This window comes from Pseudoalteromonas sp. T1lg122 (assembly GCF_002964825.1).
Lineage (GTDB): Bacteria > Pseudomonadota > Gammaproteobacteria > Enterobacterales > Alteromonadaceae > Pseudoalteromonas > Pseudoalteromonas gelatinilytica.
This window is the reverse complement of sequence record NZ_PQCG01000001.1, coordinates 574,610-596,740: the sequence shown is the minus strand read 5'-3', so window position 1 is coordinate 596,740 and position 22,131 is coordinate 574,610. Positions and strand designations below refer to the sequence as shown.

At 41.8% G+C, this 22,131-nt stretch carries 17 protein-coding genes; 7 read left to right on the top strand and 10 right to left on the bottom strand.

The window, feature by feature from the left end; genetic code table 11:
• Nucleotides 1-80 precede the first annotated feature (80 nt).
• Entirely contained in the window at nucleotides 81-626 is a 546-nt protein-coding gene (locus tag C2M33_RS02720) for a metal-dependent hydrolase (protein WP_105173634.1), read from the top strand.
• Between the two features lie 86 nt (nucleotides 627-712).
• Here the strand turns inward: C2M33_RS02720 and C2M33_RS02715 are convergent, their stop codons facing one another.
• Entirely contained in the window at nucleotides 713-2,971 is a 2,259-nt protein-coding gene (locus C2M33_RS02715) for a TonB-dependent receptor (RefSeq protein WP_105173633.1), read from the bottom strand.
• Between the two features lie 263 nt (nucleotides 2,972-3,234).
• Between C2M33_RS02715 and C2M33_RS02710 the strand changes: the two genes are divergently transcribed.
• The 4 genes from C2M33_RS02710 (at nucleotide 3,235) to C2M33_RS02695 (ending at nucleotide 7,973) form a co-directional block, all read left to right on the top strand.
• Nucleotides 3,235-4,242, top strand: coding sequence for a LacI family DNA-binding transcriptional regulator (locus C2M33_RS02710; protein WP_105173632.1), 1,008 nt, complete (start codon nucleotides 3,235-3,237; stop codon nucleotides 4,240-4,242).
• 101 nt (nucleotides 4,243-4,343) lie between these two features.
• Entirely contained in the window at nucleotides 4,344-5,594 is a 1,251-nt protein-coding gene (locus C2M33_RS02705; RefSeq protein ID WP_063701326.1) for an MFS transporter, read from the top strand.
• A 9-nt stretch (nucleotides 5,595-5,603) separates the two neighbouring features.
• Nucleotides 5,604-7,130 (top strand): trehalase family glycosidase, encoded by a 1,527-nt coding sequence (locus C2M33_RS02700; protein WP_105173631.1) that lies wholly within the window; start codon nucleotides 5,604-5,606, stop codon nucleotides 7,128-7,130.
• 144 nt (nucleotides 7,131-7,274) lie between these two features.
• Nucleotides 7,275-7,973, top strand: a complete 699-nt coding sequence (locus C2M33_RS02695) for a helix-turn-helix transcriptional regulator (protein WP_063528060.1) — start codon at nucleotides 7,275-7,277, stop codon at nucleotides 7,971-7,973.
• A 113-nt stretch (nucleotides 7,974-8,086) separates the two neighbouring features.
• Here C2M33_RS02695 and C2M33_RS02690 read toward each other — a convergent pair whose 3' ends face one another.
• From C2M33_RS02690 to C2M33_RS02670, 5 genes are all read right to left on the bottom strand, one after another.
• Nucleotides 8,087-8,485: a hypothetical protein gene (locus tag C2M33_RS02690; RefSeq protein WP_105173630.1), complete on the bottom strand. Its 399-nt coding sequence runs from the start codon at nucleotides 8,483-8,485 to the stop codon at nucleotides 8,087-8,089.
• Between the two features lie 112 nt (nucleotides 8,486-8,597).
• Complete coding sequence (locus C2M33_RS02685) at nucleotides 8,598-9,371, bottom strand: CsgG/HfaB family protein (RefSeq protein WP_105173629.1); 774 nt, start codon at nucleotides 9,369-9,371, stop codon at nucleotides 8,598-8,600.
• On the bottom strand, nucleotides 9,371-9,796 hold the full coding sequence (locus C2M33_RS02680; RefSeq protein ID WP_063701311.1) for a curli assembly protein CsgF: 426 nt from the start codon (nucleotides 9,794-9,796) through the stop codon (nucleotides 9,371-9,373). The genes C2M33_RS02685 and C2M33_RS02680 overlap by 1 nt, the downstream gene beginning before the upstream one ends.
• Nucleotides 9,786-10,178 carry a curli production assembly/transport protein CsgE gene (locus C2M33_RS02675; RefSeq protein WP_105173628.1) on the bottom strand — a complete coding sequence of 131 codons (393 nt, stop codon included), beginning with the start codon at nucleotides 10,176-10,178 and terminating at the stop codon, nucleotides 9,786-9,788. The genes C2M33_RS02680 and C2M33_RS02675 overlap by 11 nt, the downstream gene beginning before the upstream one ends.
• Before the next feature lie 35 nt (nucleotides 10,179-10,213).
• A complete protein-coding gene (locus C2M33_RS02670) occupies nucleotides 10,214-11,728 on the bottom strand; it encodes a curlin (protein WP_105173627.1) in 1,515 nt (504 codons plus the stop codon).
• 559 nt (nucleotides 11,729-12,287) lie between these two features.
• Here C2M33_RS02670 and C2M33_RS02665 point away from each other — a divergent pair.
• Nucleotides 12,288-14,786 carry a S8 family serine peptidase gene (locus C2M33_RS02665; RefSeq protein ID WP_105173626.1) on the top strand — a complete coding sequence of 833 codons (2,499 nt, stop codon included), beginning with the start codon at nucleotides 12,288-12,290 and terminating at the stop codon, nucleotides 14,784-14,786.
• A 44-nt stretch (nucleotides 14,787-14,830) separates the two neighbouring features.
• On the opposite strand, the gene C2M33_RS02660 is transcribed toward C2M33_RS02665, so the two are convergent.
• Entirely contained in the window at nucleotides 14,831-15,310 is a 480-nt protein-coding gene (locus C2M33_RS02660) for an ankyrin repeat domain-containing protein (RefSeq protein ID WP_105173625.1), read from the bottom strand.
• A gap of 58 nt (nucleotides 15,311-15,368) precedes the next feature.
• Nucleotides 15,369-16,883: a catalase gene (locus C2M33_RS02655; RefSeq protein WP_105173624.1), complete on the bottom strand. Its 1,515-nt coding sequence runs from the start codon at nucleotides 16,881-16,883 to the stop codon at nucleotides 15,369-15,371.
• 226 nt (nucleotides 16,884-17,109) lie between these two features.
• Between C2M33_RS02655 and C2M33_RS02650 the strand changes: the two genes are divergently transcribed.
• On the top strand, nucleotides 17,110-18,321 hold the full coding sequence (locus C2M33_RS02650) for a sugar efflux transporter (RefSeq protein ID WP_233999078.1): 1,212 nt from the start codon (nucleotides 17,110-17,112) through the stop codon (nucleotides 18,319-18,321).
• 55 nt (nucleotides 18,322-18,376) lie between these two features.
• On the opposite strand, the gene C2M33_RS02645 is transcribed toward C2M33_RS02650, so the two are convergent.
• Both C2M33_RS02645 and C2M33_RS02640 read right to left on the bottom strand, forming a co-directional pair.
• Nucleotides 18,377-19,462, bottom strand: coding sequence for a methyl-accepting chemotaxis protein (locus tag C2M33_RS02645; protein ID WP_063701293.1), 1,086 nt, complete (start codon nucleotides 19,460-19,462; stop codon nucleotides 18,377-18,379).
• Between the two features lie 187 nt (nucleotides 19,463-19,649).
• Nucleotides 19,650-22,049: a TonB-dependent siderophore receptor gene (locus C2M33_RS02640; RefSeq protein WP_063701290.1), complete on the bottom strand. Its 2,400-nt coding sequence runs from the start codon at nucleotides 22,047-22,049 to the stop codon at nucleotides 19,650-19,652.
• Between the last annotated feature and the right edge of the window lie 82 nt (nucleotides 22,050-22,131).

Below are 22,131 nucleotides of genomic sequence, written 5' to 3'. Positions count from 1 at the left end.
TTCTTTTCGTAGATATGTTGCTTGATTTTATTGGTTTAAGCTTATTAATTAGCAACTAAAAAGGTTTAAGGAGAAGTTTAATGGCACCAGTGACTCATCTGTTATTTAGTTGGCTCAGTACCGTCCGCCTTTTTAATAATCGCCGCGAAAGAGCTATTGTAACTTTGGCTGGTGTAGCACCAGATCTAGATGGGCTAGGTATCATTGTTGATAAATTTAATGGAAGCTCAAACTATTACTTTTCCTTTCATCATCATTTAGGGCATTCATTGTTTGCAGCCTTGGTTATCGCAACTCTAGCGATGCTCTTATCTAAAGTACAAAGAGCTAAGGTTTTTATTGCATCATTTTTGCTCGTTCAGGTTCACATTTTATTTGATGTGATTGGGTCAAAAAGTCCTGATGGATTTCAGTGGCCTATTCACTATCTATCGCCAGTAAATGATGAATTTCTATTGGTTTGGAGTGGTCAATGGTATTTAAACTCATGGCAAAATATATTGTTTACTTTTTGTTTGGTATGCCTAGCAACTTATTACGCTGTGACTAAAAAATTAACCGTATTTGAGATCATCAATGATGACTTAAACAATGCTGCGATAAGACTAATAGAAAAATATAAATAAATAGCATCAATACAAAAAAGCCACAGGTTATAAAACACTGTGGCTTGGGTATTGATTCTTTCAATCAAGGGGTTTGGGAGAATCGCTTAAAACTCGTAGCTAATGCTTAAGCGTGTAGTACGAGGCATAATGTAACGACCATTCGGTGCATCAGCATTACGAGGGTCACCTTCAGTGATACCTTGCTCGTCAGTTAAGTTATCAACCGCTAATTGCACTTTAATACCTTCCATAGGCTCAACAATTAAACCAATGTCTACTTTTTCGTAACCTTCTAACACAACCGTGTTTTCGTTGTCGCCCCAACGATCATCAACCGCTGAGATTGTGCCGTATAAGGTTGCATACATATCGCTTACTTCAAAGTCATAGCTTGGTGTTACACGTACTTGCCATTTTGGCTGACGTTGGCTTTCGTTACCTTCGTTGCTTGGGCTTTCTGTGATTTCTGTTTCTTGAAGCGTTGAGTTTAAGTTAACTGAGAAACCAGATTCGTGGTTGTAGTTATAATCAAGCTCAATACCGTATGCTTCGTTGGTTAAGATTTCAGCTGGTACACCAGGGCGACGAACAAAGGTGTCACCTTTTACTTCGTTAGTGAAGAATGTTGCATAGAAATCGGTGCTATCAGTTAATAGCTTATAACCAAACTCGGCTTGTGTTACTTCTTTAATTAACTTTTCGCCACCTTCGTATGCGCTAAAGTTATCGCGGAAGTCGTCAAAGTAAGGCATTTTGTAACCACGGTTTACGCGGGCAAATACACCCATGTCATCGTTAATTGAGTAGTTAATACCCGTTGTCCACGATGTTTTGCTTTCGTCATATTGAACAGACTTGTCGATTACGCCATCAAGGCCTTCATCAACCGAGTATTCCACTTCGTGGTTTTCAAAACGAACACCGGCATCAAGCGTAAAGTCATCGTTGAATTTATATTGAGCTGTTGTGTAAAACGCATTGGTACGTGCATCGCCTGTAGAGTTGATATCGTAGTTGAAGTCACAACCATCAACACTTGCATTACACTCGATGCCGTCTAGCATTTCGCCGCCTGCTTCAAGGACGTGATACGCTGTGTTACCTAAGCTCCACCAGTCATTTGCTGATGTGCTGGCTGTGTAATAACCAAAGGCCAGTGATAAGTTATCAAGCTTTTTAGCAAATGCTAAATCATTGGTGAATGCGCTAATTTCTTTTAATACCACCCAACGACCAAGTTGTTGAACCGCTGTGTCTGCATCGTATTCTGTGCCAGTTACTGCACCTGTTGCTGTTTCACCGTTATCAGCCACCGCACCAACGGTTGTTGCAGAGCCTGCCGGTACTAAGCCGTACGTGTTTGCATCACCTTTGGTGATGTTGAAGCGATCTGTGAAGCTCCAACCGTTATCGAATTCAAGTTTGATGCTACCGCCAGAAACATGACCTTTCCAACCACGGCCTTCACCTAAGTCGATCTGTTGCTCGTCATTATTTGCGCCTGTGTAGATAGTCGCTTGGCGATTTAAAGTACCCAGCTGCGTGTAGCTTGCGTCAACGCCGTCAACATTAAGTGGTGTTGGTAAGTACCAAGCACCGTGGTCGTCGGTTTGACGGGTGTATAAATTAATGGTGCCGTTTTCTAATTCTTTAGTGATATTAATTGTGAACTGGCTGCCTTTTTCTGATGTGAATCCAGCATCACGAATACCTGGAGAGCTTTTAACATAACCACCCACCATGAAATATAAATCATCCGAAATCTCACCACTTACCACGGCATCAATGCGTTGTAAGTCGTAATCTGAAGTTGTGTATTTGAATACACCTTCGGTATCTTCACTACCACGTTTAAGGCGGAAGTTAGTTGTTAAACCAGGTTGGCCATTTGATACAACAGGGTTTGGACCGCCGCGCAGTGCTTCCATTGTTTCAATTGTTTCATCTAAACGGAATAACGACGAGTTTTCTAAAAATGACAAAGTAGGCGCAGGGTAAATTGGCGAACCTTCAAGGCTTAATGTTAAGAATGGTGCATCACCACCACCAGGGAAACCACGTACAAATACGTTCGCGCCAGACTCACCACCCGAGCTTTCTACCCACACACCCGGCACGGCTTTGAATAAATCAGCGGTACTTTTTGGCGATAATTTAACAATTTGATCTGCATCGATATTGGTTACTGCATAGCCAGCATCAATTTTACGTACGCCAATACCTGCAGGTGTACCAGATACAATAATTCGTTCTACTTTTTCTTTAGCTGGTTGCTCAGTTTGCTCTTCGGCCATAACTGTTTGGCCACTCAAAGCTAGCAAAATTGCAGAGGCTAGCGCACTGCGTGTGTATGTAGTTGTCATTGTGTGTTCCCATTTTTTATGTTGTTGAAAGCAATGTATTAGCGAATATTTTGCAATTGTTAACACCTTGCTTTTATAAACCATAAAGATTTATGCAAACGTTTGCAATTTGTTTTTTCAATTTTTTGTCCTTTTTTTACCCACAGGGTGAGTTGGTCTGTTTTGCTTACTGAAAAAATATTATGCTCTTTGGCGCAGCGATTTGGTCAAAATGGTGGTATATTGCCAGCATATGTTTTAAAGGAAAGCAGTGTTTCAGTATCATGAATGATAGAAAATTAAAGTTAGCTGATCTTGCTAAATTAGCCGGTGTTTCTACGTCGACAGTTTCCCGTGCGCTCAATGATAACCCATTGATAAAGAAGGAAACTCGCGACAAGCTTCAACAGTTAGCAAAAAAACATAACTTTAGTTTAAACACGGCTGCTAGCCGCCTTCGCACCCAAAAAACCAATGTTGTTGCGGTTATTATTAACCTCGATGGTGATACAGAACAGTCTATTAACGACCCTTTCTTACTTAAAATTGTTGGTGAAATAAATTTAGCGCTAAATAAATTTGGCTTAGAGTTATTACTTTCTAATTCGTTTATGGCCAGCGATGATTGGGCAAATTACTTTATTAATAGCCGCCGCGCCGATGGCATTATTGTGGTCGGCCAAGGTAAAAGCCAAGCAAATATTGAAGCTGCAGCGAGTGCTGGTGTTCCTCTAGTTGTGTGGGGCGATCCAAAAACACCCAGCATTTACCCAATTGTTGGCAGCGATAATTATTTAGGTGGTCGCCTAGCGACTGAGCACTTATTGGCAAATGGCGCTAAAAATATTTTGTTTTTAGGTGACCCTGGGCACGCTGAAATTAGTGAACGCCACCGTGGTTATTTAGATGCTATTAATGAAGCCAAAGCCACTCCTCACGTGGTTTCTATCGATATTACTAGTAGTGCTGCTTATAAAGGAATTAACCAATTGTTGGTAGAAAAAGGGCTGTGCTTTGATGGCATTATGGCATGTAGTGACATGGTGGCTTTTGGTGCGATGAAAGCCCTGAAAGAGCGTTACATTAGTATTCCAAACGACGTTGCCCTCGTGGGCTTTGATGATATTGCCATGGCAGATATCAGTCATCCTTCTTTGTCGAGTATTAAACAAAATACTCAACGCGCTTCAGTTATTCTTGTTGAAAAGTTGTTAGCCCAGTTAGCAGGGCAGTCGGTAGAATCTCAAGTTGTTGAAATAGAACTAGTAAATAGGCAGTCGAGCCAGCGCTAAGCCTATTAAATGTTAGCAATATGTGTAATTTTAAATGCAAACGTTTGCATTTTGTTTTGCGCTAAACTAGACTGAATAAAAATAATCGTAGGTTGAAGTGAATGAATCCTATAAGAATAACTATCGCGCTGGCATGCAGCTATTTTGTCTTTGCTATTATGCTTAATAGTGTGGGCACTGTTATTTTACAAGCAATCAATAGCTTAGATGTAAGCAAAACTCAGGCGTCTGTTCTTGAAGGATTTAAGGATCTTAGTATTGCCATTGTGTCATTTTTAGTGGCGTCATTTATCCCTCGTATAGGCTATAAAATTGCCATGCTTGGCGCTTTATTACTGGTTGCAGTGATGTGCTTGGTTGTTCCGAGCATTGCCGACTTTTGGGTATTAAAAGCGCTCTTTGCCGCAATTGGTTGTAGCTTTGCAGTAATGAAAATCTCTGTTTACTCTGTTATTGGTCAAGTGACTGATAATGCAAATAAACATTCAGCGTTATTAAACACCATTGAAGGGGTGTTTATGCTAGGTGTGCTGTCGGGTTATTGGATTTTTGCACTATTTATAGACGCTGATGACCCGCAAAGTAGCCACTGGTTGAATGTTTATTACTTGCTTGCAGCGATTGTTGCGGTGGCGTTTGTTTCTGTGCTTGCGGCACCAATAAAATCGCCAGAATTAAAAACTAATCAGCAATCGCAGCTTCATGATTTTATTGACATGTTAAAGCTGACTTACCAACCCCTTGTGCTTATTTTTGTTGTTAGTGCATTTATGTATGTACTAATTGAGCAAGGCGTGGGCACTTGGCTGCCGACCTTTAATAACCAAGTTTTAAAATTGCCTGTTGATGTCAGTATCCAACTTGCCAGTTTGTTTGCCGCTGCGTTAGCGCTTGGTCGTTTGGTAGCAGGGCAAGTACTTAGGTTTATTAGTTGGTTTAGTTTATTAATGGGCTGCTTGGTCGCTATGGGGGTGCTCGTATTATTGGTGCTGCCTTTGACTCACGATGTTGATGGTAGCCAAGTGAAAAGTGTGTTTGATGTGCCTTTTGCAGCATACATGCTGCCGTTGATTGGCTTTTTTATGGCACCGATTTACCCGTTACTTAACTCTGTGATGCTGAGTTCACTTGCTAAGCACAAGCATGCGGCTATGACAGGTTTAATTGTGGTTTTTTCAGCATTAGGTGGAACAACAGGCTCAATTATTACGGGCTTTGTATTCGATAAATTTAGCGGTCAGCATGCGTTTTATCTCACATTAGTGCCAATAGCCTTGCTATTAATCACCGTTTCAATCTTTAAGAAAATTACCCTAAAACCACAGTATCAAGCGGCTTCAAGCGCAGAATAAGGGATTGTCATGAACTTCGTTAATAGCCAATTATTTAAAGACGTACAGCTAGCAGAAGTGTTTGCTGATTCAAAAATGTTTGCCGATGCTGTGCCAAACTTATCTTGGCAAAGTGCTTGTGAGTTATATCAACTTGTAGGCCCTTTAAAAGGTGATGCGCTGCGTGAATTTGTGATGTCGAACTTTGTTTTTGCTGATCAGTCTATTCCGACTGCGAAATTAGATACCACATCAGTTAAACAGTATATTCTTGACCTATGGCCGCATTTGCATCGCAATGCTGATACAGATTTAGCAAGCTCACTAATGCCTTTGCAGTTTGATTACATTGTGCCGGGTGGCCGTTTTCAAGAAATTTATTATTGGGATAGTTATTTTACAGCTTTGGGTTTAGAAGATTGTGGCGACCTAGCCACCATTGAAGCCATGGTTAATAACTTTATTGACCTACAAGAACGTAATGGCTGTATTCCAAATGGTAACCGTGTTTATTATAGCTCTCGCTCGCAACCACCTGTTTTGGCGTTAATGATAGCGATGCTATGGGACGCTAAATATAAACATGAAGCAGATTTAACTTGGCTGGCAAACGCCGTCAAAGCACTTGAAGCTGAGTATCAATTTTGGATGCAAGGCTGTAATGATCTTAGCAGTGAAACGCCTGCTATTAGGCGTGTTGTAAAAATGCCTAATAAGGCTATTTTAAACCGCTATTGGGATAGTGCAGCAACACCTCGTCCAGAGTCATTAAAAGAAGATTTACATGACGCTGAAGAGCTAACAACTGAGCAGCAACAAAGTTATTTTCAACATATTCGTGCGGCATGCGAGTCTGGCTGGGACTTTAGTAGCCGTTGGCTTTGCGATCATGATGATCTAAAAAGCATTGAAACAACCAATATCATACCGGTTGATTTGAATAGCTTACTGTATAACTTAGAGCATACATTATCTCGTTTTTATCGGTTACTTGGTGAAGAACAAAAGAGTCAATCAATTGCTGAGCTGGCTACACTGCGCTTAGATGCAATTAATACCTATTGTTGGAATTCTGAGGCGGGTGTTTATCGTGATTACAACATTCGACTTAATCAGCAAAGCAGTGTCGATTCGATGGCAATGGCTGTTCCTTTGTTTGTAGGCGCTGCATCTGTACAACAAGCTCAACAAGTGAAGCAAAAACTGATGAGTGAGTTTTTAAAGCCCGGTGGTTTAGTGACAACATTGTGTAGTACACCACAACAATGGGATAGTCCTAACGGTTGGGCGCCGCTGCAATGGTTTGCTGTAAAAGGTTTAACAGAGTATGGCTTTGTCAGCGAGGCACAGGCGATCATGAAGAACTGGCTGAGTATGATCGAAATGCGTTTTGCAGAGGATAAGTGCCTGCTTGAAAAGTATAATGTGTGCGAATTAGTCAGTCGTGCCGGTGGTGGCGAATACACAGTACAGCAAGGGTTTGGTTGGACAAACGGTGTAACTTCCGTTTTTACACACTACTCAATGACTCGCTGTAAAAGGGGAGATGCGGTATAGTTGGTTTACATTCTGTTAACTCAAGCATCTAGCCATCCAAATGGGTTAGCAATGTTGTAAATTGCCAAAATAAAGGCTTATAAATGGTTGAATCATGTATCCAAATTGGGTATTGTGAATAAAATGTTTCAAGGAAGAAATGAGATGATTCAACCAACTTCTGTATTTCTAAAAACACAGCCAAGGTTACAAAACCGCAGCCAAAATTATCAATATTTAATTAAAATACTCGATGCGTTTTTTATGCGTGTGAAAGTCGATGCAAGCTTGCCTCATGAGTCTATGCGCGATGAGTTTAATCTTTATTTAATTGATAGCACTGATGCACATTGGAAAGACTTATTACCTGCTGAGTTAGTGCAACTTGCTAAGCAACATTTAGTGGTTATTTTTAATGCGGACGCTAATGCAATTTGCGAAAAAAACTTACTTTTAAATGGCATTAAAGGGGTGTTTTTTGCAGATCAATCACCTGAAGATATTTTTGCAGGGCTGGTCAGAGTGATCAATGGCGAGCTGTTTTTTAGCCGTAAAAGTATTTCTACTACGTTTAATCATATGCTGTCAGCAATGTCTCGTAGCCAATTCAATGCTAGTAACGATTCGGTAAATACAGATATTGACCTCAGCTTACTGACTAAACGAGAAAAATCAGTGATTCACTTACTTGCCCAAGGTGCGAGTAATCGAGATATCGCAGAGCGTTTAAATATCAGCGACCATACAGTTAAAACCCATCTGTACAGTGCATTCAAGAAAACGGCATCGCGTAACCGCGTGGAGCTGGCTAATTGGGCACAAAATTACATGGCAGTGAGTTTGTCTTTACAAAATACACAGTGACAAACTATAGCCAGTTTAATCCCAGTGGTAGTGTTTGATCAGAATATTCAGACACTTGCTCGATGCTTAAAAATCCAGATTCAAGCAAGTAGCCTTCAAAATCATGTTTCCGTTTAGCTTCCATTATTCGAGCCTCGGTTCGATTTAGATGTGAGCTTATTCATAAAGTACAGTGGAATACACAGTATTAATAATCCCAGCCATTGCCATAATGGCGCAAAAAGAAACACCAGTGCTGATTGTGCATCATGAGAAAAATAGATTGAACCTAAGGTCACAGTACCAAATAAGACACACATAATAGTGACAATAAACGTGGCGATTTGTGTCACTCTTGTTTTACTGTGTTCAACCATCCACGCCATTAATAAATAGGGCGAAATACCCCATAAAACAAAGCCAATTGGCAGGCTTTTTGAACTGTCAAAATTATCAATGGTGATGACTAGAGTAATCAGTGCGGCTAAAACAATAAGAGAATAAGCGCATTTGGAGAAGGTAATCCATTTCATAAATAAAACCTAATTGACTGAATGCTATAAGTATTTATTTCGATGGATAATTAAGCAGAAAGTTCAAATTGGGCGCTGTGATGTTCAGCGCCACAATAATATACTCATTAAATTAGACCGTTTTTGCAGACCAAATGCCTTTGTTAATACCTTTTAATACAAGGTCGCTAAGCGCTTTTTCAATTGCTTGCGTGACGCAAATACTCATAGGCTCATTGTCGGTGAATCCGGCTTCTGCTTCTGCAAGACGTTTGTAGCTCACATAGCGAAAGAAGCCTGCGCGCATTTCTTGGCTGAGTACTTTTTTACTTGTCGCAACGGATAACAAAACTTGGCCTGTGCGAACATCGACAGCGCGTAAATAAATTGAGATTGCATCTTCACGATATAACTCTGATGCGCCAATCCCGAAGTATTCCATACCAATCCCGCCGGTTTTGATATTTGTGTCGTAGCTAATGATACCGCCTTCTAAGATTATCTTAGCTGTCGTGAGCGGTGGTAATTCAGGTAGCTTATCGTTTTCGGCTTGCGCAGCGCGAATAATTTTACGCTCAGTTAAGATATTTTGTAGACCTTCGCGTTCTACCGGAATAAACCAATCTGATTCATGCAATGCTTGCACTAAAATAGAGTTAGCGCCTTGTGTTACTGCGGTAGAAAATGAGCTTACATTTGCCTGTGGTTTGTATTGCCCAGTTTGGTCACGAAATGAGTACACTGACACAGGAATGCTTCCCATTGGTTGAGGAAGGGCCTGCAAAGCCTGGAATGTTTCGGTTGGCTCAAGAGAGTCTGCTAGTTGTTTAGTCGGCGGGATTAAATTGCCCATTGATGAACAACCCGACAGAAGTAATACCATTGCTGCTAATGTGAGTGTCTTCATTATCCAAACCTCGGTACTTCAATTACTGTCACTGTGCCATCAGCGGTGTTGGTAATTCTAACGGTGATTGTGTCACTGGTACTGGTGATAATTTGAATTTCATAATCACCCGTCATAAAGGTCGAGTCACCATTAAAGATGCTGTCGTCGATTTCGTCACCAAATGCCATATCTGTGATTTCTCGTACCATTCTATTTAAGTAGGTACGCTCTAACGAATCTTGAAATTTTTCCCCGTAGGTCTGTTCTACAACCGGCGCTTTGTGTTTATTTTGCGATTGCGCTTTGTTAAGTAGCATGCTGCCATTCAGTGGGCTGCCACCAAAGCTTGGGTTAATTGGGGTATAAACGAGTTCGGTTGCCCAACTAGAAAGAGGGCAGAGGATTATTATTAGTGTTGTTAAGTATTTCATTTTACCATCCATCTTTTGCCATATCGGGTGATGATTGCTGCATTTGACTGCGTGCCATGGCATCCATCACGCTATACATGGCTTGTTTTACACGCTCATCTAATGGCTCTAAGCGACGTCCTAAGTAAGTGACGTACACTATTTGGTTATTCATTTTTAAGGCAAGTCGAGTCCCCGCTCTGGGTAATACCGTTTCTTTTATTTCGATATTAAAACCTGCTGTTGAAGGTAAGTCGCGCCATAGGTTGGCAAATTCAAAATAAAATTGATGACCAAATCGGCTAATACTTCTATCGAGTACTAAGCCATCGATTTCGAGATCTTCACCAAAACTAGTCGTACTTTGAGCTGCAAGCACGATGCAACATATACGTAGTAAGTTTATTATTTTCATAGTGGAATGAGGGAGCAAAGCTCCCTCTTAAGCGATTATTCTTGGGTTACAGTTGCGACATTGCCATCACCTAATTGAGTGATAACAACTGTGCTGTTAGAGCCAATCATAGAGCCTTCAACAAGGTTTGCGTTGCCGTCTTGTACAACGACCAGTGAGTTACCCTCACCACCTAGCAAGAATGCACCTTCACCGATACCTGCAACCAAGTTCTCTGAGCCTGTTTGGCTAATATCTACAGAGTTGTTGCTACCTTCCATAAAAAGGTCGATTGCATTCAGTTCACCAACTTGTGTGAAAGCGACTTGGTTGCTATTGCTATCAAGTACGCTTGCAAACGTTAACGCAGCTTCGTTTAGGTCACCTAACTGGTTAATTGCAATGTCATTATCGTTTGAAGATAGAGATTGGTCTGGGTAAGAAGACTGTACTAGAACCGTGTTTTCATTGCCGCCTTGAGCGATATCGACGTTATTGTCGCTACCATTGAAGTTAGCAACGTGAGCACTGTTTGCGTCACCAATTTGGTTAGCAACAAATTCATTGCTATCGCCAATTGCACCTAAGTACACATCATTACCGTTACCATTTTGGAACGCAGTGAGTTCGTTGTCGTTACCAATAGCATCTAAGCCAGCAGTATTGCTGTCATGCTTTTGATTGACCAATAATGTATTGCCATCGCCAACAATCACGCCTGACTCAAAGCTGTTGCTGTTACCTTCTTGATCAGACTTAACTTCGTTGTCATTGCCTGTGATTTCTGCAACTAATGCGCTGTTAGAGTCACCATCTTGCTCAAACTCAACTTCGTTATAATCACCATGCAGCGAAGTAAGCTCAGCGCTGTTGAAGAAACCTGTTTGGTCAATAGTAATTTCATTGCCGTTGCCAATTACTTCATCAGAGGTAAACGCATTGAAAACACCTTCTTGCATGACTTCGATGCTGTTGTCATCACCTCTAATTACATTGAACGTTGCTTCATTTAGTAAGCCGCTTTGCTCTGCGCTGATTGTGTTGCTGTTACCTTGTAAGTCAAAGTTGTAGAACCAATGGCCGCCATCACCTTGGGTGACAGTTGCGGTATTTTCATCACCCACCATGATGTTGATAGCTTCGTTGTTAACACCAAAGAATCCTGCACCTTCTTGCTCAACGCGAATAGCATTACCGATACCAACGGTTTCAGACAATGCGCCATTCATGGTGCCGTTTTGGCTGTGCGAAACCGTATTATCGTCACCTGTGTTGTAGATAAGAGATAAGTTTGATGTTTGTGCTTGGCTTACTTCAACCATGTTGCCATCACCCACACTGACTGTTTCTGCACGATGACCTGTACCTTGTTGAGCAATAACCGCCTCGTTACCAACACCGGTAACCGATACTTGATCTAGGGTAATTGAGTTTGACACACCCAGTGTTGATACTTGGCTTGCAAGCTCCGAGCTAGATTGAGCTTTATCATCTGTGTTTGCACTTGCTGCGAAGCTTGAACCTAACGCAATAGTGATTGCACAGGTGAGTAGAGACTTTCTTAACTTCATGATTATTTCCTTTAAATTATTATTAATCAAAGCTCTAAAATTATTATTTTCGCTTTTAGAACCATGTACCAGCATGCCTTGCCGGATTAATTTATGTGATATTCAACTGTTAGCTAACAATCAGAAGTGAATGAAGCAACGTTGTTATTTGTGACTATGAGGTCATACAAATAACAAGGAAATTACTTTAGACAGATTTGGAATAATATAAAATCATCAGTTTTTGTGGTTTTTATAAATTATTTATTTTCAATTGGTTATGTGTGTTTGTATAGGTTTTAGTATGGTTTTTTATTTAAAAGCAGTAAAAAAGTTGGAGAAATATTAATGGATCATTAAGGGTGCTTTTTTCACAAAAAAGTGTGAATTGGACGTATTTTTATTGATTCAATCAGCAAAAAAGTATGGATTTAAACTTAGCATCATTTTTTTTCTTGCCTGTTATCTGCAATTTGCCATTTATGAAATATGCCACGTGATATTCATCATTCAGAAGTAATGAGCTTTGGTGGTCGAGTCATAGCGATTCGATCAGTTCAACTAATTATGGATAGTAAATATGAAAACTAAATTATCTGTATTAAGCCTAGCCTTATTACCATGTTTAGGTGCTGCACAAGTCAGCACACCAGCAAAAACAACCGTCGTTGGTGCAAGTGAAGACTCTGTACTTGTTATGTATAAAAAAGGCACCTCTGCTGTAATGCGTGCCCATGCTCGTAGCTTAGTTAAAGCCACCATCAGCGATATCAACAAAGATGGCGTCGATGATAACTATTCAGCCATTTTGTCTGGCCGTTTAGCTAAATTTAAAATTGCAGGTATGAGCAGCAAAGAAGCTATCAAGCGTCTACAAAACCATGCTGCTATTGAATATGTAGAGCCTGACTACCGTGTATCGATTGCCAGTGTACCTAATGATCCTGATTTTTCGTCGCTGTGGGGTTTACACAACGAAGGTCAAACAGGTGGTGTCGCCGATGCTGACATTGATGCAGTTGAAGCATGGTCAATCTCAACGGGTAGCCGCGAAGTTGTTGTTGGTGTAATTGATACCGGTGTTGATTACAGCCACGAAGATTTAGCTGATAACGCATGGATCAACCCAGGCGAAATTCCGGGTGATGGTATCGATAATGATGGTAATGGTTACATCGATGACGTGCACGGTATTAATGCGATTACCGACTCAGGTGACCCAATGGATGACCAAGGCCACGGTACTCACGTATCGGGCACAATCGGTGCGTCTGGTAACAACGGCACGGGTGTTGTCGGTGTAAACCACGAAGTATCAATCGTGGGTTGTAAATTCTTAAGTGCAGATGGCACAGGTTCAACCTCAGATGCAATTAAGTGTATCGATTACATGGTTGATCTTAAAAACCAAGGCGTAAATGTACGTGTGTTAAATAACAGCTGGGGTGGCGGTGGCTTTAGCCAAGCACTGGCAGATGCTATTACGGCAAGTGAACAAGCTGATATTCTATTTGTAGCGGCAGCGGGTAACGATGCGGTTGATAACGATCAAAACCCTCACTATCCGTCAAACTACGAGCATGACAGCGTGTTATCAGTTGCCAGTACTGACAACAGAGATAACATGTCGAGCTTTTCACAATGGGGTTTAACAAGTGTTGATTTAGGTGCACCAGGTAGTGCAATTCTATCAACGGTACCGGGCAATGGTTACGCTAGCTATTCTGGTACATCAATGGCAACACCGCATGTTGCAGGTGCAGCAGCACTCGTGCTTTCGATCAACCCTGATTTAACAGCACTTGAACTTAAAGAGTTGTTAATGAATAGCGGCGACCAAAATGAAGCGCTGCAAGGCAAAACAGTGTCTGGCAATCGCTTAAATGTGAATCAAGCACTTGAGCAAGCTGATCCAACACCGAGCTTCAAAATTTCAGTTTCGCCAAGTTCACAGCAAATTACCGCGGGTGAAACAGCAACCTATACCTTTGAAATTGGTTCAATCGCCCAGTGGGAAGGCGTTGTTAGCTTAGCTCTTCAAGCTGATTTAGCGGGCGCAACACTATCGCAAACAGAAGCTGTACCAGGTGATGTAGTTACACTCACCGTACCAACACAAGAAGCAACAGCATGGGGTAGTTATAGTTTTGTTGTTGATGCTACATCAGGTGAGTTAGCGAAACAAAGCAGTGCGTCATTGTTTGTTAACCCTGTTGGCTTAAATGACTTTACTTTCTCAAATGAAACACCAGTGTCTATCCCAGATAACAATGACACGGGTATTGATTCAGTGATTACGGTAGCTGATGAGCTTACTGTGTTCTCAACGGATGCAAGTATTGATATTGCTCATACTTACATTGGTGATTTAATCGTTACATTAACGTCGCCGCAAGGTACAACGGCAACACTTCACAGCCAGTCTGGCGGTGGTGCAGATGACTTAGTACAAAGCTACTCGCTGGCTAACTTTAATGGCGAAGTTGCGACAGGTGATTGGGTACTTAATGTCAAAGACGTACTGTCTGCTGATACCGGTACTTTAAACAGCTGGTCACTGACGTTTAGCGCCATTGGTGAAGTGAGCCCGCAGCCGCCACAAGCAGGCTTTGCATTTGAAACATCAGGCTTAAATGTCACTTTCACTAACACCAGCACAGATAGCAATGACGATATCGTTGCTTGGGCGTGGGATTTTGGTGACGGTGCATCATCAACAGATGCTGATCCTATGCATACTTACGCACAAGCAGGCAGCTATGAAGTGACGTTAACTGCGACAGATAGTGAAGGTCAAACAGATACGTTCACGCAAACGGTTGTGGTATCTGATGTTGAAATTGAGCTATCGGTTAAACGTGCTAACAAAACGCGTTTAGGTACTATGCGTGTTGATTTAAGCTGGCAAACTGTGGCTGATCAAGTAAGCATCTACCGTAATGGTGAACTACTTGAAACAGTCGCTGATCGTGGTTTCTATCGCGATGTAGAGCGTAAAGCTGAGTTACCAAGCTATGAATATCAAGTGTGTGTATCTGATACTGTTTGTTCTAACCCAGTGACAGTGTCCTTCGACTAACATTGTTTCACTGCTCAAAGCCCAGTTTCCCCACTGGGCTTTTTTTATTGTTTCGCTTTCTTATATTGCGTAAGTAAAGCGAGTACATGCTGTTGACCAAATTGTGCTGCAAATGCTTCGGCGGTTTGCCCTGCTTTATTCGCATGCTCTGTGTCACAGTCTTGTTTCATTAACGTTTTAGCGATGCTAAATTCACCTCTAAAAATTGCGGCCATCAATGCGGTGTTGCCGCGTTTATCTTCAAGGCAAGCATTTGCGCCTAATGCTAACAGTTGGTTTACCGTTTGCTTGTGACCATGGTAAGTGGCAATCATCAGCGCGGTATAGCCTTTCTCATTAATACTGTTGATTGGTAATCCGGCCTCAACAAATTGTTCAATGATGTCGTTCTCTGCGGTTCGCGCAGCAGCAAAATAATAAGCAAGTAAGGTTTGATATTGTGTCTGTGAATCGGTTTGCTGATCAGCATTAACAGGGTTGCTTGTTAATAAAAGGCTCAGCAGTAGAAAAGCAAAAATACGCATAGTTAACTCCTAAAAAAGAGGAAGGGTATGCCTTCCTCATCAAGGTTGGGAGAGTGAATTAAAGTGAGTTTGCTAGTTTTTTCACGGTTGCTAGGTTACCGCCGACGGCTTTGGTTAAGCGCGTACCGTATTCGCTGTCTGCTTTGTAAAAGTGGCTGAGCATAATGTGCTTTACCTTGCTATCTTTTACCTTCCCTAAATCACCCGCTAAGTTGTTGATCAGGTTAGTACGCTGTTGTTTAGTAAAGCTTTGATATAACACGCCAGCTTGAGCAAAGTTTTGCTGTTTTTTAATCGCTGCTTGTTGAACATAGCCAGCCAGCTTAGTTTGTGCCTTACGAGCAATTGGGTTTTCTTGCACGTTTTCATGGCTTGGCTGATAGTTCACATTGCTAGTAGTATGGCCAAAGTTCATCGCACCGTCTTGGTTGTAATTAACCACTTCTACTTTGGCGCGGTTAATTGGCAACTGCTGGTGGTTTGCACCTAGGCGATACATTTGGGTGTCGGCATATGAAAACACACGGCCTTGTAATAAACGATCTTCTGATGGTTCAATACCCGGAATGATATTCGCAGGGGCCATAGCGACTTGTTCTGTTGCTTGGAAGAAGTTGCCCGGCATACGGTTTAGTGTCATGGTACCTACTTTGGTCTCTTTAACACCTAACCACATTTTTGTTGCATCTAACGGGTTGTAATCAAAGTCATCCAGTTCAGATGGGTCTAATACTTTGATATATAAATCCCATTTCGGGAAATTACCGTTATTGATTTCTTGGTACAGATCACGGGTTAAATGCTGAAAATCTTTACCTTGTACTTCAGCAACTTGCTTAGCATTTAAGTTTTCAATGCCTTGCTGGCTAAGCCAATGAAATTTTACGTATTTTACGTCACCGTCTTTGTTGACCATTTTATAAGAATGCACCCCAAAGCCATCCATTTTACGCAGGCTTGCTGGTGTTCCATGGTCACTATAAACCCATGTCAGCATATGTGTTGAACCTGGTTCATGTGAGAAAAAATCAAAAAAGCGATTTGGATCTTGAATGTTATCAACCGGAGATGGTTTTAATGAATGCACCATATCTGGAAATTTAATCGCATCTCGAATAAAGAACACCGGTAAGTTGTTACCCACTAAGTCCCAGTTACCTTGATCTGTATAAAATTTAGTAGCAAAACCGCGTGGGTCACGTAGAGTTTCAGGGCTACCTTTACCGTGAATAACCGATGAAAAACGAACAAATACCTCTGTTTCTTTGCCTGCTTGTGCAAATGGCGCAGCAATGGTTAGGTCTTCAAGGTTTTTACTCGCAACAAACACACCATGTGCACCTGTACCACGAGCATGAACAACACGCTCAGGAATACGTTCGCGAGCAAAACGTTGTAGTTTTTGAATTAGATGAACGTCTTCAAGTAAAACGCTGCCACGCGGGCCAGCTGTAATAGAGTTTTGGTTGTCACCCACAGCTGCACCATTGTCTTTGGTAAGTGTAGCAGCAGATGCCGGAAGGCTGATTGCAAGAGCAAGTGTGCTTAAAGTCAGTGTGCGATTAAATTTCATAATAAACCTCTTCATAAGTCACCAAGGCATTGGCGTTTTGTTGCAGCCATTATATGAAGGTGTTTTGATTTGGTAAAACTGATTGTTTCTATCGTTGTGATAGGTTTTAACTATTAATGGTGGGCTTAATTTAATTTGTATTACAAAATGAAGTCTTCGCTAAAACTGTGTATAATTTGCGCCCTTTAAATATCTGTTCACGTGTCGTATTAATGTGGGGTTGCGAGTGAAAGCATTGCTGAAACAGCATGGTGTAATTTTTATTCTTCTAAGTATGCTAACTGGGTTAATGGGAGCATTTGTTAACCCGTTGATGAGCTTATTCATTGTAGAGGGGCTGCAAACACCGCCCGTGTATTTAGGTGTTTATATGGTGGCGGTCACCATTACTGGGTTAGTTATTAGTCAGTGGCTAGGTGGCATGGCTGATAAAGGCACCAGTGCGCGAAAGTTATTTATGGTGGCTGTATCAGGTATGGTGTGTGCGTTAGTGACCTTTGCGAATGCCACTGCATTTTGGCAAGTCTTGCTCGCAGGCGTGTTGTTTCTTGCGATGGGCAATGCAGCAATTCCGCAAATGATGACTGTGGCAAGACAATGGGCTGGGCGCCAACAGAACATCGACATTACCAGTTTTAATTCGCGTTTACGAGCTGCTATTTCCTTTGCTTGGGTGGGCGGTCCGCCGCTTGGTTATTTGTTAGCCGCTGGAGGCGAGTTTAGCCGCTCGTTTTACTTTGCTGCGGTGTGTGCCTTGGTTGCGCTAATCTTCGCATTTAAGTTTATTCCTGACTACAGCGCTAAAAAATCACAAAATGGCAGAGAGCCTGCAGCCGCAGCGAGTTTATCATTTTGGTTGTTGGGTTTAGCTATTATGCTTGGTTCAACGGGCAATATTATGTATTCATCGGCACTGCCGCTTTATAGCATTACTGAACTAGGATTTGCTGAACATACACCGGGGCTGTTTATGGGTGTGGTGGCACTGTTAGAAATTCCTATCATGCTGTATGGGGCAAAGCTTGCTAGAAAATACAGTAAAGTTGCGATGCTTGCGGTGGCATTTTGTTGTGCCATTGTATTTTATTTAGGGGTGTTTTTTGCCACTCAAGTATGGCATTTAATCGCGTTGCAAGTTTTAAATGGGCTGTTTTACGGTATTTTTGCGGGCATTGGCTTAACCGTATTACAAGATCAGCTCCCCGAACGAATAGGGTTTACCTCAGCGTTTTACACGAACGCCATTAAACTGGGTGTTATGTGCGGGGCTGGGGCAACAGGGGTTGTCGCACAGTTTTATAGTTTTAGGTTTGCAACCCTTGGCTCTATGCTAGCTGCAAGTTTAGCCCTTGGATGCTTAATGTTGTTTAGTTATGTGAAGCGCCAAGAGCAGCAAGAAGCTGTTATGCCAGTACTGCAAGAAGGCTTAGTTGAGTAACTTGATAAAAAACCGAGCATCGGAGCTCGGTTTTATTATTTTTAGTAATTAGGCATTAGCCATTGGCGATTTGATCCAGTAAATGCATGACTCGTTCACTGGCTGCTTCCATCTTATTTATGTGATTAATCGCTGCGTCTTTATTGCCTGTTTGCAGCATGACTAACGCTTCAACACCATTGCGATGAACTTCACGATGTGGCTCTTCTAATTGACGATAAGCATTGTGCTGTTTGAAGCTACTTGATTGCTCTGAATTATACCATTTACCTAATCGGCACATAGTGTGATCTGAAAAGTCATCAATCGACTTGTTACTTGTGCCATTAGCAACCGCATAGACTTCACCTTTCCAAACAATGTGATCTAGTTTTACGGTTTGCACGAATGAGCGCGTAGCAGCATTAATAATGGTTTCTTTCATCGAATCACAGTGGCTCATGATTGAACCATAGTCATTGTTCAGCGTATCAAAACTTGTTGAAAGCTGAGTATTATTTTGCTGGATATCTTCAACTGAGGTCACCGTTTCGCTGGTTTTGTTGATGATCTCTTTTACTAGATCAGACACTTCTTGTGCTGATTTATTGGTGTTGGTTGCAAGCGTACGCACTTCGTCGGCAACAACGCTAAAGCCACGACCAGCTTCACCCGCACGGGCAGCTTCAATCGCAGCGTTAAGCGCAAGTAAGTTGGTTTGATCAGAAATTTTAGAAATGGTTGATACAAAGGTATTGATGCTATCCGCCATATCAGAAAGACCCGTAATGTTACTGGTCATGCTGCCCATTTTGCCTGCCATACTCGCCATTTCACTGACAATATGTTGTAGAGCGTTATTCGAGTCGTTTAGTAGTTGGCTTATTTGTAAAGTAACTTGGCTTTCTTCTTCGATAACAAGGTATGAGTCGAGTACAGTTTGGCGTACGCCCTCAATTTGCGTGATACATTCAATCGAACTATTCAATAAGTTGGCAAGGAACAGTTGGTCTGCATCATCAGCTTGCTGATGTAATTTTGCTTCTAAGCGTTCGTTTTCGTCACGTAATACGTGATTGTCGGCTTTAAGTGCCTCAACTTCAGCTAATAGCGCGTTGTATTGATCTTGGAGTAAAGAGTGGCTTTTGCTAGAGACAAACATGTATGTTCCTAATTCATATGGTTAATACTTATACCAATCCTGATTATAGATCAAAGTATTAACTTATTATCAGTGTTTTTTATTAGAAAGAGGGTAATTACGACTATATGATTAAGTGTAGTTGAAAAAATTGGTTATTAAAGCCGAAAAAGCCCAGTAAATACTGGGCTAAAACGAGGGAGGAGAGTTAAAAGAAAGAATATTTTAACGTAAGCGACGTGGTACGGCCGTTAATAGTACGGGCACGGATAATGTCGTTATCTGGTACTGAGCCTTCTTCTGCTTCTGTGATACCTACGGTGTCGAACAGGTTGTTCACGTTAAGCGATAGGCTTAAGTTTTCAGACAGGTTGTAACTTACAAAGCCATTCACTTGTGTATAGCCATCAAATTTAAGGTCGTTACTGTCTTGTGCGTAAGCATCCGTTGTACCAATAAAGCTCAGGCCAGCAGCACCTTTGTCAAAGTTGTAAGTTGCCATTAATGAGTAGATTAGGTCAGCTTGACGACGTGGTGTATTACCGACTAACTCTGGCGATAACGCATCTTTAGCAATTTCTGCGTCTGTCCAAGTAAAGTTACCACGGAAATCCCAATCACCAACGTAGTAGGTTGATTCAACCTCAATACCTTTTGCTTCGTACTCGCGGTCGAAGAATTTTTGTGATGTTGCTTCAAAGTTTTGCTCTTCAGTTTCTGCGTAGAACGCTGTAGCAAAAACTGATAATGAATCAAAACGTTTTTTCACACCGATTTCGTATTGGTTTACTTCATCAATTGCATCCGCTTCGGCAACTGAGCCGTCAGCTTCTACTTTACCGAATAGTAAGCGGTCTGCATTTGCGCGGCCGCCTTTACTTAAGCGGGCAAATGTCGCAAAGCTTGGATCAATTTGGTAGTTCGCACCAATTGAGTATGAGCTGTAGTGCCAGTCGTAGTTAACAATGCTTGGGTTCGCGTTATCAATACCAACAACACTTTGCTCAGGAATTGAGATAGTACCGTCGCCATTCATATCAATAGTCGATGTTACTGCACCTGCGTAGTTACCGCGTGCTTCACCTGAATCATAACGAGCACTTGCATCAATGCTTAAATCGCCAAACTTAGTGGCTAAGTTAATGTAAGGTGCGCGTGTTTCGTATTCAGTATCGTAGTTACGTTGACAGCAGTTACCCCAGTAAGGTGTGCCATAAGCGTACAAGCCATTATCTGAGTAGCTGTCGCCATTTGCAGCGTAAACGTCAAGTAATGCAGCGTTGTCGCCTTTAAGCTCCATAACATATGAGTTCCAAAGCCACGACATATCGATTGATTGGCTTGATGCAAAGTAACCAAAGGTTACACTGGTGTCATCAGAGAACGACTTAGTTAATTTAAGGTCATTAACAATTGAACCCATGTCATTTAGCGTTACATCGAATGTGTGAATACGCATTGCTAAATCGTCATCGCCATAGGCTTCGCCAGCTGAACCGCCATTGGCATATACAAGTGATGCACCATCACCAGCAATACTAGAAGCGATAGAGCTTGCAGATGCAACTTCTGCAGGAATAAGAGAAATAAAGTTACCGCTTACTGATGATGTTCTAAAGCGGTTTTCGATACGCCAGTCGTTTTCTAAATCAAATGCCGCCTCAAAACCCACTGAGGTAACAACTGGGTTCATACCATCGGTCATATCGCCCGTGCTGATTTGGTTATCACCATTTAAACGCAGCGTTTGTGTGAAAAGTGCTGAATGCGGCGTATCTGATTGTGAATCAAAACCTGGGATTGAGTCGCCATTTGAATACATAGGCATAGGTAGGTAACCTACGCTCTTATCATCGAGGTGTTTAAAGTACACACGTACATAACCAGCATCAAACTCTTTGGTTAGGTTTGCCTTAATTTGGCCACCTTTATTAGATGTATAACCAGTTTCACGCGGGCCTTCGCCTTGGCGAACAAAGCCGCCAATGTGATAGCGCACACTGTCGTTTAGGTAAGTACCATACTCAAAGTCTGTACGAATTGAGTCATAATCAAGGCCAACAGTGGTTGATACACTACCTGACTCGTTCTCACCCGTTTTTGAAATAAAGTTGATAATACCACCTGGGGCATCACTTGCTGCTGTCGACGCTGAGCCACCACGGATTGATTCAACACTTTGTACTGTTGAATCTAAGCGCATGAAGATATCTGCGTTACCAAAGGCAATATCGCCAAACTGCATAACAGGTAAGCCATCTTCTTGCAGTTGCAAGAATTTAGCACCGCCCGATGCAACCGGTAAACCACGTACCGCGATATTCGCATTACCTTCACCGCCCGTCGACTCTGAGCGTACACCCGGGATTGTTCTGAATGCTTCTGCGGTAGAACGTGGTGTTGATACTTCAATTTCAGCTAATGTCACACTGCTAACCGAAGAACTCGATGCCATGATGGTTGTACGGCGTGGTACACCGGTTACAACGATTGTTTCAAGGCCGCTTTTTTTAGCCTCAGGTTGTGCTTGCTCTTCGGCGTGTAAGTTTTGGCTTACTGCTAATGCAAGCGCGCTTAATGTGTAAAGGGCATGTTTGTGTGTTGTCATAATGTGCCTCGTCTCAATCCCAGATGGTTTGTTGTCTAAATTGCTATCTTAATCGATTAAGTAAAGATAACAATAATTTTAC